Origin of the sequence: Arthrobacter sp. SO3, assembly GCF_020532825.1 — a bacterium.
Taxonomy (GTDB): Bacteria; Actinomycetota; Actinomycetes; order Actinomycetales; family Micrococcaceae; genus Arthrobacter.
Genome location: NZ_MQTS01000056.1, coordinates 7,701 through 20,571, shown reverse-complemented (window position 1 = coordinate 20,571; position 12,871 = coordinate 7,701). Strand labels below are relative to the sequence as shown.

General features: G+C 65.5%; 13 protein-coding genes. 2 read left to right on the top strand and 11 right to left on the bottom strand.

The genetic code is table 11. The features are described 5' to 3' along the window. Positions 1 to 6: 6 nt before the first annotated feature. On the bottom strand, positions 7 to 147 hold the full coding sequence (locus BJQ90_RS06100) for a hypothetical protein (protein WP_226759409.1): 141 nt from the start codon (positions 145 to 147) through the stop codon (positions 7 to 9). A gap of 89 nt (positions 148 to 236) precedes the next feature. Continuing rightward, a complete protein-coding gene (locus BJQ90_RS06095; protein ID WP_226759408.1) occupies positions 237 to 533 on the bottom strand; it encodes a hypothetical protein in 297 nt (98 codons plus the stop codon). 350 nt (positions 534 to 883) lie between these two features. Between BJQ90_RS06095 and BJQ90_RS06090 the strand changes: the two genes are divergently transcribed. After that, entirely contained in the window at positions 884 to 1,933 is a 1,050-nt protein-coding gene (locus BJQ90_RS06090; protein WP_226759407.1) for a glycerophosphodiester phosphodiesterase family protein, read from the top strand. A gap of 240 nt (positions 1,934 to 2,173) precedes the next feature. After that, positions 2,174 to 2,323 carry a hypothetical protein gene (locus BJQ90_RS06085; RefSeq protein ID WP_226759406.1) on the top strand — a complete coding sequence of 50 codons (150 nt, stop codon included), beginning with the start codon at positions 2,174 to 2,176 and terminating at the stop codon, positions 2,321 to 2,323. A gap of 194 nt (positions 2,324 to 2,517) precedes the next feature. Here BJQ90_RS06085 and BJQ90_RS06080 read toward each other — a convergent pair whose 3' ends face one another. From BJQ90_RS06080 to BJQ90_RS06040, 9 genes are all read right to left on the bottom strand, one after another. Continuing rightward, a complete protein-coding gene (locus tag BJQ90_RS06080; RefSeq protein ID WP_226759405.1) occupies positions 2,518 to 4,329 on the bottom strand; it encodes an FAD-dependent oxidoreductase in 1,812 nt (603 codons plus the stop codon). A gap of 12 nt (positions 4,330 to 4,341) precedes the next feature. Further along, on the bottom strand, positions 4,342 to 5,181 hold the full coding sequence (locus BJQ90_RS06075) for an aldo/keto reductase (protein WP_226759404.1): 840 nt from the start codon (positions 5,179 to 5,181) through the stop codon (positions 4,342 to 4,344). Further along, positions 5,178 to 6,047, bottom strand: a complete 870-nt coding sequence (locus BJQ90_RS06070) for a sugar phosphate isomerase/epimerase family protein (RefSeq protein WP_226759403.1) — start codon at positions 6,045 to 6,047, stop codon at positions 5,178 to 5,180. Before BJQ90_RS06070 ends, BJQ90_RS06075 begins: the two co-directional genes overlap by 4 nt. Next, positions 6,044 to 8,113, bottom strand: a complete 2,070-nt coding sequence (locus tag BJQ90_RS06065; protein WP_226759402.1) for an FAD-dependent oxidoreductase — start codon at positions 8,111 to 8,113, stop codon at positions 6,044 to 6,046. Before BJQ90_RS06065 ends, BJQ90_RS06070 begins: the two co-directional genes overlap by 4 nt. A 9-nt stretch (positions 8,114 to 8,122) precedes the next feature. Next, positions 8,123 to 9,247: a Gfo/Idh/MocA family protein gene (locus BJQ90_RS06060; RefSeq protein ID WP_226759401.1), complete on the bottom strand. Its 1,125-nt coding sequence runs from the start codon at positions 9,245 to 9,247 to the stop codon at positions 8,123 to 8,125. A 67-nt stretch (positions 9,248 to 9,314) separates the two neighbouring features. Further along, complete coding sequence (locus tag BJQ90_RS06055) at positions 9,315 to 10,055, bottom strand: SDR family NAD(P)-dependent oxidoreductase (protein ID WP_226759400.1); 741 nt, start codon at positions 10,053 to 10,055, stop codon at positions 9,315 to 9,317. Further along, a complete protein-coding gene (locus tag BJQ90_RS06050; RefSeq protein ID WP_226759399.1) occupies positions 10,056 to 10,964 on the bottom strand; it encodes a shikimate dehydrogenase in 909 nt (302 codons plus the stop codon). It lies immediately after the preceding gene. Continuing rightward, entirely contained in the window at positions 10,961 to 12,376 is a 1,416-nt protein-coding gene (locus BJQ90_RS06045; RefSeq protein ID WP_226759398.1) for an MFS transporter, read from the bottom strand. The genes BJQ90_RS06050 and BJQ90_RS06045 overlap by 4 nt, the downstream gene beginning before the upstream one ends. 171 nt (positions 12,377 to 12,547) lie before the next feature. Continuing rightward, positions 12,548 to 12,871: LysR substrate-binding domain-containing protein (locus tag BJQ90_RS06040; protein ID WP_264197010.1), on the bottom strand; the 324-nt coding region annotated here is incomplete at its 5' end.

Here is a 12,871-nt window from a genome sequence, read left to right as displayed (position 1 = left end):
TCTCCGTTAAGCCAGCCGGTACTCGCACCAAAGCGGGTAGTGGTTGAAGATCCGCCAGGACACCTCGCTCCGGGTCATGCCCCGGAAAACATGCGGGATGAAGTTGAAGGTTCCGGCGGGCTGGCCGTAGGCCAGCCCCTTCAGCAAGGAAGCGCCGTCTGGTTTGGAGAACCAGGCGAGCTGGTCGTAGAAGTGCTTCGTCTTGTCGTCGTCGAAGATGGTCCGCGGGACCGCGTTCAGCTCCGCCGGTGGCCACAGACCCTAGCGATGAACGCTTCGTAGAGCGGGTCGCCGATCCGGTCCAGGTTGAACTCGCCGAGCACGATGAGGTTGGAGTTCCAGTCGCCGGGCCACACCGCCCAGTCATGCATCCACTGGGCGAGCTCCACCCCGGCCTGGGTGAAGCTGGCGGTGTACGGGCTGCGGGCGAACTGGCGCTGCGGGTGATCCCCGATCGGGGGCAGCACGATCTCCCCGACCAGGCCCGAGGGTTGGAACCGCGTGCTGTCGTAAAGGAAGGCGAGTCGCTCCACTTGGCGGTCAGGTCGCCCAGGACGCGGATGTTCCAGGTCTACGGTTACTGCTGCCGGCGGTTACTCAGTGATGCCTCCATGCAAGCAGACAGCGCCGCGATGCGAGCAGGCGCACCGCGAATCACCGCTCCGGTAACGACTGCCGTGCATTCGGCGGTCTCGGAGATCCCGGCCCAGGAAGTCGTCCTTCCGGCCCCACAAGCCGGGGAGGGACCTGCCGGACGGTATTAGCACCGAGAAGAGTTCACCCGCCGTTGACGCGTGCGTCCACCGGAGATGATCGGCTGTTGACACCGTGCGGACAGTGTGGCACGTGCCCCTGCACACCACCAGAGTGGAGAACACACCCCATGCTCAACCCGACGAAGCTGGGCGCTGCCGTACTCAGCGCAGCCCTGCTGCTCGCCCTCCAGTCCCCGGCCATGGCTGCCGGCACCAACCCGAACGGCGGGGAGAATCACTTCAACCTCCAGGCACACCGTGGAGGCATTGGGCTCACTGTAGAGTCAACGCTGGCGTCTTTCGCCAAGGGCATCGACACGGGAGTGTCAGCCCTCGAGCTCGACCTCCAGATCACCAAAGACGGCCGTGAGGTCATCACCCATGACCGCAAAATCAGTGGCAGGAAGTGCCTCGATACCGCCCCGGTAACACCGGACGACCCCCTTTACCCGTATGTGGGCAAGTACGTCAAGGACCTGACATTCGCGCAGGTCCGGAGCCTGGACTGCGGTTCGCTCACCCTGCCGGAGTTCCCGGGCCAGGAGGCCTCTCCTGGGGCGAAGATGCCGACACTGGCTGAGGTCTTCGCCATGGCAGACGCCCGCCACGCGAGCCAGGTGAAGTTCAACATCGAAACCAAAGTGGAAGCCGGGGCACCCGAGGAGACCGCCCCGCGGGAGCAGTTCGTAGAGGTCGCCCTGCGCGAAATCAACAAGGCCAACATGCAGCACCGGGTATCCATCGAAAGCTTCGACTGGGGCGCCTTGCGGCTCGTCCAGCAGCACGCACCCCAGATCCCGACCGTGGCTCTGACCAACAAGGACTTCCTGCAGGCCGGTCAGCCGGGGAAATCCCCGTGGCTTGGCGGCATTGATGCGGACGACTTCGGCGGCGACATCGTCGCCTCGGCAGCCTCCCTCGGCTTTGACGCGATCTCCCCCGTGCACGGTGCACCGCAAAACGGCAGCGTCGACGACGCGGACTACGTCCCGTACGTCACGAAAGACATGGTCGACCGGGCACACGCCGCGGGCATGAAGGTCATTCCCTGGACAGCGGACGACAAGCCGACCATGCGCGCCCTGATCGCGGACGGCGTCGACGGAATAATCACCGACTACCCGAACCGGCTCCGGGACGTCATGACCGAGACCGGCTTGAAGCTGCCGCGCAGCTAACCTGCCAGGTTGCCCGGCAGCGTCCCGGCAGAGGTGGCCGATGCCAACTACGCGTACCGGCCACGTTGGCGTTTCGAGGGCCGGTCCCGGATCGGGCTGGAGTCCGTGTGGGTCATGACTGTTCTTTCCTCTTTTCCGAACATCTCATCAGCAAACCGGTACGTAGCGGCATGAACGACACTCCTTGGCCGCCCTTGCAGAAGTGGGGCACCCACGGCTCGGGAGGGTGACGCTCATGAAATGGACTGCATCGACGGCCAGCAGGTCGCCACCGACACCGGCTCGACGGACATCCTCGCCATCTGCAAGGACCGGACCCGGCAGCTCGTCATCGAACTGAAACACGGACGGGCCAGCGAGGTCGTGGTCGGCCAGATCCAGAGTTACTGAGGCGCCGTCCGGGAGGTGCTGCTCGAGCCGGGTCAGAGCGTGGAGGGGGTCATGATCACCCATGGCGATGATCAGCAGATCCACCGCCCGCTGTCCGTCGCCCAGAACATTCGATTCTTCCGGTGCCGGGTCGAATTCCAGCTCGAACCCTAGGCTGCGGCCTTGGAGTCACCGTCGATCGGGGCCGACCTTTGCTATTTCAAACTGGGCTGCTTGACCGTGGGGTTGTTGTTCCCGGCGGGTTCTTCCGGGGCCGGTGTGCCGTCGTCTTCGTATTGTGTGGCGTTTGCGAGGTCGCGTCCGGCGATGTAGCCGAAGGTCAGGGCGGGCCCGAGGTTGATGCCGCCGGCGGGGTAGTGCCCGCCCATGACGGAGGCCTGGTCGTTACCTGCGACGTAGAGGCCTCCGATGGGCTTTCCTGATTCATTCAGGACGCGTGAGCGTGAATCGGCGGCGAGACCGGCGAAGGTACCGAAGGATCCCGGGACGATTTTCACTGCGTAGAAGGGCCCCTTTTCCAGCGGGCGCAGCGACGGGTTCGGGGTATTTTTCGGGTCTCCGCCGTAGCGGTTGAATTCGCTGGCACCGCGGGCGAAGTCCGGGTCGACGCCTTGGCGGGCTTTCTCGTTGAATTCCGCCACGGTCCGGGCCAGGGCTTTCGGGTCGATGCCGCAGGCGGTGGCGAGTTCCTCCAGGGTGTTGCCTTTCTTGAGGTACCCCGAGCGCAGGTACGGGAAGAGCGGCACGGGAAGCGGTTTGGCCATTCCCAGCGGGAACTTCCGCACGAACGCGGCGTCGGCGATCTGCCAGGCCTCGACCGGTTCGCCCTCCGGTGTGGCGTTGATGAGGCCTTCGACGTAGTCGTAGTATCCGTTGGCCTCGTTGACGAAGCGTTTCCCGTCCCGGCGGACGCCGATGCTTCCGGGCTTGGCCCGGTCCATGATGTGCGGGAACGTCCCGGTGCGTCCGTTGCGGTATGGGACCAGCGAAACGGGGCACCATGCGGCCGGGGATTCCATGTCGGTCTCGAAGCGGGCCCCGACGGCCTGGGCCATGGTGATGCCGTCGCCGGTGGTTTCCTTCGGTGCCAGGGTCCAGTGCTCCCGGCCGGTCGGGGTCTTGGGGAAGAGTTCGGCGCGGCGGGCGACGTCGTTCGGGAAGCCGCCGGCGGCAAGCACGACGCCACGCTTGGCGTTGATCCGCAACTCACCCCCCGGGGAGCTCACCACGGCGCCGGTCACCTTACCGTTGTCGTCCGTGATCAGGCGCCGGGCGGGGGTGGAGACGCGGATGTCCACGCCCAGGTCATCGGCTGATTTGAGCAGCCGGCCGGTGAGCGCGGTGCCGTTGACCAGCTGCATGTTGCGCCGGTGCGTGATCAGGTCCAGCACGTGGAAGCCCACCCGCCAGGCTGCGTGGAACAGGCCCTGGATGTTGCCCTGGGATGCGGAGAGGAACTTGGTCAGGTCCGGACCGGCCATGATGCCCATGCCCAGGAACGATGTTTCGTATAGTTGGTGACGCATCTTTGCGCGCAGCTCCGGTTTGATCCGGCGTGCGTTGAACGGTTTTGGTCCCACTGAGCGGTGCCCTGTGCCGGCACCCGGGGTGTTCCCGTAGATGTCCTTGATCTTGGCTCCGGGCACAAACTGGAGGCTGGTTTTGTCCTGGAAAAAACCCACCATATGGGGGACAGCCTCGAGGAACGCATCCACACGGTCTTCCTGGTAGTGCTGGCCTAGGCGGTGGCGCAGGTAGGTGCGGAACAGTTCGCGATCCTCTTTGACCCCGTCGGCCTTTGCCAGCGGGTTCCCCGGGGTCCACGCCCAGCCGCCGGACCACGACGTGGCGCCGCCGCAGACGTCTGCTTTTTCAACAACCACAACTTTCAGTCCGTGGTAGGCGGCCGTGACCGCGGCAGACAGGCCGCCGGCGCCGGATCCGACGACGAGGACGTCGCAGTCCAAGCTCGGGTGGGCGGATGAAGTATGCAACGGTGCAGTCATTTCAGTGCTTTCTCAGTGGAAGTAGGTGTCGGAGTTCAGGCGCGGCGGCGCACCCGTTTCAAGTGCGTCAATCGCGTCGAGTTGTGAGGGCATCAGCTCGAAGCTGAAGACGTCCAGGTTCTCGCGCTGACGTTCGTAGTCCGCGGACTTGGGGACGGCCACACGGCCGTGCTGGACGTGCCAGCGCAGCACGATCTGGGCCGGTGTCTTGCCCAGGTCCTGGGCGGGGCCGGTCACGGCGGGATGATTGAGGAAATTGCCGTTGCGCCCAAGCGGACTGTATGCGGCGGTGAGTATGCCATGGTGGCGGTGGTAGGCGAGCTGCCCGGGCTGTCCGTGCTCGGGGTCGATCTGCACCTGGTTCAGCGGGACGTCCAGGCCGGCGTCCTGGACGAGCCGTAGATGGGCGGGCTTGAAGTTTGAGACGCCCCAGGCCCGGATGGAGCCGCCGTCCACCAGTTGCTGCAGTCCTTCGCAGGCTTCGACGAAACGCCCCTGGGCCGGGTTGGGCCAGTGGACCACGAACAGGTCCAGGTAGTCCGTGCCGAGCCGCTGCACGGCATGGCCGAAGGCTTCGCGGACGCCGGCTAGACTCTGCCACGGGGTGTTGAACTTGGTGGTGAGGAAAAGGTCTCCGCGATCAATTCCGCTGCGGCGGATCCCCTCCCCCACGGCGGCCTCGTTGGCGTAGTTCTCGGCCGTGTCGATGTGCCGGTAGCCGTTGCCAATGGCCTGTGTCACCGCCGCTGCGGCGTCCTCGCCGGTCAGTGGCCACGTTCCCAGGCCGATGAGCGGGATGCGGACGCCGGGGCTGATCTGTGCTGTGGTGACCTCTTTCGTGATGCTGCTCATCTGGTCCCCGTCCCTTCGAGATTTGCTGTTGCCTGGACACTTCCGGCAGCTGCCAGCACGGCGTCCACCCCGGATTTGAGCAGGCGCGCCCACCCGAGCTCGCCGAGTTCGGCCACCCGCCGGTCTGACGGCGTCTCCGCGCTCACCGGTAAGCCGTTGGGAAGGGCGGTCACCGTTTCCGCAAGCCTGAACGCGCCCGCACCCGGGACCTCCCGCTCGGAGCGCGATTCGACGACTAGTCCCTCGCGGGTCGCAGGCCGTTCCGGCGGGCCGTCACACAGCTGGAGCAGTGGCACAAGATCTGCGTTGGCGTGCAGCCCGGCCCACTGGCCGGCAGCGCCAGCACCGTTGAACCGGTTGAAATGCAGGGTGTCCACCACGATGTGGCAGCCGGCCTGACGGGCAATGTCCGCAGCTTGGGCAATGGAAGCAACTGGCTGATAGGAGATGGCTTCGAGGGTAGGCGTGATCCCAAATCCGCGGCCATCCTCGGTCATCCGGGTCAGGGTGTGGACCAGCCGGGCACTGTCCGGATCGGCCCCCGCGACCGTGAGGGAGGTTGCCCCCAGTGCGTGCCCTGCTTCCATCATTCGCAGCCATGCTTCGCGCCGGTCGCTGCCGTCCAGCAGCAGGAATTCGATGTCCCGCACGGTGACGCCGGTGTCCTGCATCCTGGAGAGGGTTTCGCGGAGCATCGGAGACCCTGGCTGGAGGTCGTAGGGCCGTTCTCCGGGGGTTACGGGGCGCACCCGGACGCCGATGAAATCAAAGCCTGCTTCGGCAGCGACTCCCACCAGTTCAGGCGGGGCGGTGTTCAGCAGCGACAGCTGGGCCAGCCCGACGGATCTTTGCGCGGTTCGGGTCATGACTGTGCTCCGTTCAGGCTCAGTTCGTTGTTGGAGGAAGCTTCGGCAACCAGTAGGAAGGCGATCCGCTGCGCTGCGTCGTAGCCGCTCTTGACGGCGTTGGAGGCGATGGCTGGCGTCTGGTCCGCCACGGTCCCGGCAAGTGTCACGGGCACCCCCGCTTCGCGGCTCAGGTCCGCGTCGCGGACGCGCGCAGGGACAGTGCCGTCCAGCGGAACCACGGAGCGCGAAACCAGGAGCGGTCCCGGCGCGTCCAGCCATTCGCCTCCGGGGGCAAGACCTGGACCGCTGATCCTTACCCGGCCACCGTCGTATTCCTCAATGACTGAGCCAAGCCGGATCCGGACCCGAGGGCTGGCTTCAAGCCGGGGCACGGCCAGGATTTTGGCGCGGCGGCCGGACTCTGGGGCGATGACCTCCTGCGGACCGATCAAAAGGACCGCGGTCCCCCGGTCGGCCAGTGTGTCCGCGACGCTCATCGCCACGGAATCCGCACCCCAGATCGTCACGGCCTCAGGCAGGTTGACGCCGTCGCGGGCACCGGCGTCAAGAACTCCCGGGTGGCCGGCCAGCCAGTCGCGCACATCGAGGACGTTCGCAGCGTCTCCGCCAGTAAACGTGGCCCCGGGCCGGAGCCCGCCGGTGGCAAGCACGACGGCGTCCGCGTCCATTGAACGGACCAGGCCGTCAAGGCTTTCCATATCCACCCGCGAACCCAGCCGGACATCGATGCCCAGCCGCGCATTCTCCTCGGCGGACCATTCGGCGAAACGGTGGAAGTCCGGGGTGGACTTCATCCGCTCAGCGAGGGCGAACTGGCCGCCGGGCCGGGCGCCGTCGTCGAGCACGGTCACTTTCGCTCCTGCTTCGGCAAGCTCGCGGGCGGCGGTGAGGCCGGCGGGTCCGGCACCCACCACCACGACGCGGGAACCTTCGCGGACGGTGGGGGTGGGAACCGGGACGCGGGAGCGCCCAACCGCGGGGTTGACGGTGCAGGTCACCTGGCCACGGCCTAGGTTGTCGATGCAGACGTTGCAAGCGATGCAGGGGCGGTAGCGTTCGTCGCGCAGGACGCCGCCCACGAAGGCGGGGTCGGCATGGATGGCCCGGGCGAGACTGACGAAGTCACAATTCCCTTCGCCAAGAACGTTCTCGATAATTTCCGGGGAGTTCAGTCGGCCGGCCATGCCGAGCGGCAGGCCGAACTTCCGGTAGGCCTTGGCGTAGTCGGTGAGGATGCCGGGCTTCCATTCGCCCGACTGCACAATCCATTCGCCGGCCTCGTAGCTGCCGGCAGAAATGTCCAGGAAGTCCAGGTGTTCAAGGTGGGCCTTCTCGATGATGGCCACCTGCTGTTCGGCGGAGATGCCCTCCGCAGGGCCTTCCACAACGGAGACACGCATACCCACAATGGTGTCCGGGACGGCCGCCCGTACGGCATCGATGACGAGGTTCATAAAGCGTTCGGGTGGGGCGAACTCGTCCGTGCGGTGGTTGGAGATCGGTGACATGAACTGGTGGATCAGGTAGCCGTGGGCGCCGTGGATGTTGATCACGTCGAAGCCTGCGGCCACGGCCCGGCGGGCAGCCTGGGCGTAGGCCTTCACCAGCTCGTGGCATTCTTCGACGGTGAGCTCACGGGGAACTTCGCCGCCGGCCACCCCGCACGGAACCGGCGACGGCGCCACGTTCTTGAATCCGGACACGGCGGTCTGCGCGGTGCGGCCGCCATGGTTAAGTTCGACGGCGGCGAGGGCACCTTCGCGGTGCAGGGCGTCGGTGAGCCTGCGGAGCCCGGGGATCATCTCATCTGTGTGCAGGCCCAGCTGTTGAGTGCGGCCCTTGCCGTCAGCACGGACATAGGTAGCCTCGGTGGTGACCATGCCGAGTCCGGCTTTGGCGCGGGTCACCAGATAGTCGATGTACTGCTCCGTGATGCACCCGTCCGTAGTGCCGTAGTTGCGTTCCATCGGTGCGGACGCGAGCCGGTTGCGGAGGGTTTTTGGGGTTCGGCCGTTGCGGCCCAGTGTAAGTGGCCGGGCAGCGTAGCGTGTGTTCTGTTCCATTGCTGTTCCTTAGACCGCGATCTCTGCGGGTAGTCGTGTGCTTTCAGGCAGCGGGGCGAAGCGGACCGGGTGACCTGTTCGGGACGATTCGTAAACCGCCAGCAGTATGCGCAAGGCCTTCGTCGCGTCCTGACCGGTGACCGCCGGTTCCCGGCCGTTCCTGAGGGAATGGACAAAATCGCGGACCTGCGCGGTGTGGTGCGGGATAAGCTGGCCGTTAATTGTCGTGAGGCTGACGTTCGGGTCAATATCCTGGGGATGGGCAGGCTCGGTGCTGATCGACCCGGACACGGCCCACAGGTCCACACGGCCGTCGCTGCCTTCCGGGAATTCGGTCAGGGAAGCGGAGGCCCCGGTCTCCCCCGTGACCCGGATCTGCACGCCCAGGCTGGGAGACACCGCCGTCGACGCTTCCAGGGTGGCCATGGCACCGGAGGTGAAGGTGATGACGGCGGTCGCTGAGTCTTCCACCTCGATATTCGCGCCGTGCTTGTAGGTGTTGATCTTCCCGTAGACCTCGGCCACCTCCCCCATAAACCACTGCAGCAGGTCGATGTAGTGGATGGCCTGGGTCATCAGCACCCCGCCACCGTCGCTGGCCCAGGTCCCGCGCCAGGCGTCGCGGGAGAAGTACTCCGGTTCGCGGTGCAGCATCACCGAGCACTGGCCCATGATGGACCGGCCCAGGGTGCCATCGTCGATCGCTGCGCGGATACGCTGGGCTGCCGGCCAGAACCGCCGCTGGAAGAGGACACCCAGCGTCACGCCGGCGTCATCGCAGGCTTTCACCATGCGCTCTGCGGACGCCAGCTCAGTGGAGATGGGCTTTTCGCAGAGCACGTGGACTCCTGCGGTAGCGGCCTGGAGCACCACATCCTCGTGGGTGGGGTGCGGGGTGCAGACCGAGATGATGTCCAGGTCCAGGCCCAGGAGCTCCTGGACGGTGGTGACTGCTGCAGGGATTCCCCAGGCTTTGGCGGTTTCCTGGGCGCGCTGGAGGTCGATGTCGCAGACGCCCACGATGACGACGTCGTCAAGGGCGCGGAACGCCTCCACGTGGTTGCGGGAGATCGCCCCGCACCCAGCGATTCCGATGCGAAGGGGGCGGGAGGTGACAGGTGATGGGGTGATCATCAACGGGTGCCATCTTTCTGGTGCTGGTAGGAAATTGTGCTGCGGTCCGGCAGAGGCTGGTGTGGGGCTAGTAGGTGGCCCGGCCGCCGGACAGATCAAAGACGGAGCCGGTGGTGTAGGAGGCCGCCGGTGAAACGATGAATTCGATGAGGGCGGCCGCTTCGGCGGGTGTCCCGAACCTGCCCATCGGGATCTTGGCGGCCTGGGCTGCCTGCTGTTCTTTCGGCACTTCGGCGAAGAGCGGGGTCACCACATTGCCGGGGGCGAGGGCATTGACGGTGACGCCGGACAATGCGAACTCCTTGGCCAGTGACTTGACCAGGCCCAGGATCCCGGCCTTGCTGGCAGAGTAGGCGGGCATATTGACCACGCCTTCCTTGCCCGCCGTCGAGGAGATATGGAGCAGCCGTCCATAGCCTGCCTTGGCCATCCCCGGCAGGACGGCCTGCGAGACAATGAACGCCCCTGTCAGGTTGATCTTCATGATGCGTTCGAAGTCTTCAACCGATGTGGCTGCTGCCGGGGCGACGGGGCCCAGGATGCCGGCGCAGTTCACCACGGCGTCGAGCCCTCCCATCTCCAGGGCCGCTGCAGAGACGGCCGCCGCAACCGATGCCGGGTCGGTGACGTCCATGGCGAGCGATGAGTTGCCCGGTGCTTCGTGCCAGGTGCCCGAGGGCAGGTCAGCACCTACCACCGTGGCGCCGGACGTCCTGAGGCGGGCTGCCGTTGCGCGCCCGATGCCGCTGGCTGCTCCGACCACAAGGCAGCGGGACTCGGCGATGGTGCTCGGTGCCCGGGAATCCATCTAGCTGGCTGCCTGTCGAAGCGTGGCCAGCATGCGCTCGGCATCGGCGGGGATGCCGGTGAAGATCTCGAAGGCGGCGGCTGCCTGCCCTACGACCATGCGTCCGCCGTCGAGGACGGCGCAGCCCTTGCCGCGGGCTGCCTTGATTAGCTCGGTTTCGAGCGGCCGGTAGATCACGTCCGCTACCCACAGCCCGGAGTGGATCAGGTCGGGATCCACTGGCATACCGGGGTGTCCTGTCATACCGATCGGCGTTGAGTTCACCAACCCGTCGGCTTCCAGGATGCTTCCGGCGACAGCATCCGCCCGGGTCACCGACAGTCGGCTGTCCGGAAAGTGCGGGGCCAGCCGGGCGGCCAGGGCCTCGGCTCGGGCCGGTTCGATGTCGGCGATGACCAGGTGCCGGGTTCCGGTGCTGAGTAGCCCGAAGGCCACCGCCGCACCGGCTCCTCCCGCGCCGATCTGCACCACGGAGTCGGTCGCGGCCGATAGGAGGCCGGCCTTGAGGCCGCTGATGAAACCGGTGTGGTCCGTGTTGTGCCCCACGGCCTTGCCGTCATGGAAGGTGATGGTGTTGACGGCACCGAGGATCCGGGCTTCGGGTGAAAGGTCGTCCAGGCCATCCTGGACCAGTTGCTTGCTAGGGTGGGTGACGTTCAGTCCGTCGAATCCGAGATCGGCTGCGTGCCGCACCAGCGCTGCGGACCTTTCGGCAGGTTTTCCGATGGCGTCCAGATCGATGACGCGGTAGGTGTAGGCCAGGCCCAGCCTGTCGGCTTCGGCTTCGTGCAGGCCCGGGGTGAGGGATCCGCCGATACCGGAACCGAGCAAGCCCACCAGGAACCGGTGGTTGATATCGGCGTCCTGCGGCCGGGACGCCCAGGTCCCCGCCAGGGCCTGCTGGCTCATGCCCGTGCCTTATCGGCAACTGCGCGGGAAGCGTCGTCGGCCATGCTGGACTGCCGTACTGCGGGCTCCGGGGTGATGGACAGCGCCGCGTGGCGCCGTAGGTCGGATTTCTTCAGTCCCAGCAGGGCCGTTGGAGTCTTGAACGTCTCGGGTGCAAGCACCGCTGCGATGGCGGAGATGGCGCAGGCCACGGCGGCGAATGTTGCGACAGGAACCCAGTTGGCTTTGTCGCCACCGATCAGCAGCTCGGAAATGACCGGTGCGAATCCTGCCAAGAGCAGGCCGAACATGAGGCTGATGGCCATACCGGAGTAGCGGATCTTCACCGGGAACTGCTCGGGGAAGTAGGCGGGGTAGATGGAGTTCGATCCGGTGTACGCAACACCGATGAGCAGGATGCCGGTCACGAAGATTAGGGGCACGTTCGCGGCCGACAGAGCCGTGAAGAACACAAAGATCATGCCGATCTGCAGCACCAAGCCGGTGACGAAAACGGGTTTGCGGCCGATTCGGTCCGCGAGGATGCCGGCCAATGGACCCATGGCCGCCGCGGCGAGGTTGGCGACGGCGATGACTGTCAGCATTAGGCCCTTTTCAAGGCCAACGACGGACGTGGCGTAGGACAAGGCGAAGACGTTGATGATGGTGTTGATGATGGTAAACAGCGACATGGCGGTGACGCGGAGAACGGTGACCCAGTGGTGTCGGAACAGGGTGACGAGGGGAACCTTTACCACTTCGTCGTGCTCTTTGACCTCGGCGAATACCGGGGGCTCTTCCAGCAGGCGGCGGAGCACGAAGGCGATGATTGTCACCACGGCGCTGGCGAGGAACGGGATGCGCCAGCCCCAGGCCAGCAGCTGGTCCTCGGGCATGGACGCCACGGGAATGAACACCAGCGTGGAGAGCACGATCCCGAACATGATGCCGCTCATGGTCCAGCTGGTGTAGAAGGCGCGCTTCCTCTCCGGTGCGTGCTCGAGCGTGAGGGAACTTGACCCCGGAGATTCGCCGCCGGCGGAGAGTCCCTGCACAAGTCGGAGGGCCACAATGAGGATCGGCGCTGCCATTCCAATGTCGTTGTACGTGGGAAGGCATCCGATAAGGAAGGTCGAGCTCCCCATCAGCAGCAGGGTGAGGAGCAGGACCCGCTTCCGGCCGAATTTGTCGCCAAGGTGTCCGCAGATCACTGCGCCGAGCGGACGGGCAATGTAAGCGACGCCGACGGTTGCGAAGGACAACAGCATCGCGGAAGGACCTGGAGCGAAGAACAGCTTGCCGAAAATCAGCGCCGCCGCCGAGCCGAAGATAAAGAAGTCGTAGTACTCAAGTGCGCTGCCCACGAACCCTGAAACTGCTGCGATCTTCGCATTGTTCTTGGGGCGTGCTGGCGCCGATGTCGACACTGACATGGTGTTCCCTTCAGGTAACGGGACCGATTCGGGGGCTCTTGGCGTGGGCCGGCGGCGAAACGGTTAGCCGCGCTATGCGGCTTCTCCATCCAGTGTGGCTGCGATCACTTAGTGTGTCCACGACTAAAATGATCTATCACTATGCTTCAATTCGACTATATGAGTCGGAAGTCAGCTGGGGATCTCTGGAAAGATCTCTTCGACGACGGCGAGCACAGCCGCCAGCACGGCGGAGTCATTTTCCTCGGACCACGCGACGGCGTGATTCATGAAGTGCTGCGGGGGATCCAGGGCCACGTAAGTTGCGCCGGAGGGTATGATCCCGGCTATCCCGCTGCTCATGAGGGTGACCCCCACGCCGGCGGCCACGAAGGTGAGCACCATGTACGGATCGGAAAGCTCCTGGACAACGCCCGGCCGGAACCCGGCGGCCATGCAAGACGCGAGCAAGACTGCCGTCATGGAGGACGAGCCGTCCATCGGCGGGGAAATGAA

Bases quoted from the DNA above. Each gene is read 5' to 3' on its own strand.
- BJQ90_RS06050 (WP_226759399.1), bottom strand. From the start codon at position 10,964: ATGAGCCAGCAGGCCCTGGCGGGGACCTGGGCGTCCCGGCCGCAGGAC.
- BJQ90_RS06055 (WP_226759400.1), bottom strand. From the start codon at position 10,055: ATGGATTCCCGGGCACCGAGCACCATCGCCGAGTCCCGCTGCCTTGTG.
- BJQ90_RS06090 (WP_226759407.1), top strand. From the start codon at position 884: ATGCTCAACCCGACGAAGCTGGGCGCTGCCGTACTCAGCGCAGCCCTG.
- BJQ90_RS06045 (WP_226759398.1), bottom strand. From the start codon at position 12,376: ATGTCAGTGTCGACATCGGCGCCAGCACGCCCCAAGAACAATGCGAAG.
- BJQ90_RS06080 (WP_226759405.1), bottom strand. From the start codon at position 4,329: ATGACTGCACCGTTGCATACTTCATCCGCCCACCCGAGCTTGGACTGC.
- BJQ90_RS06075 (WP_226759404.1), bottom strand. From the start codon at position 5,181: ATGAGCAGCATCACGAAAGAGGTCACCACAGCACAGATCAGCCCCGGC.
- BJQ90_RS06060 (WP_226759401.1), bottom strand. From the start codon at position 9,247: ATGATCACCCCATCACCTGTCACCTCCCGCCCCCTTCGCATCGGAATC.
- BJQ90_RS06070 (WP_226759403.1), bottom strand. From the start codon at position 6,047: ATGACCCGAACCGCGCAAAGATCCGTCGGGCTGGCCCAGCTGTCGCTG.
- BJQ90_RS06065 (WP_226759402.1), bottom strand. From the start codon at position 8,113: ATGGAACAGAACACACGCTACGCTGCCCGGCCACTTACACTGGGCCGC.
- BJQ90_RS06085 (WP_226759406.1), top strand. From the start codon at position 2,174: ATGGACTGCATCGACGGCCAGCAGGTCGCCACCGACACCGGCTCGACG.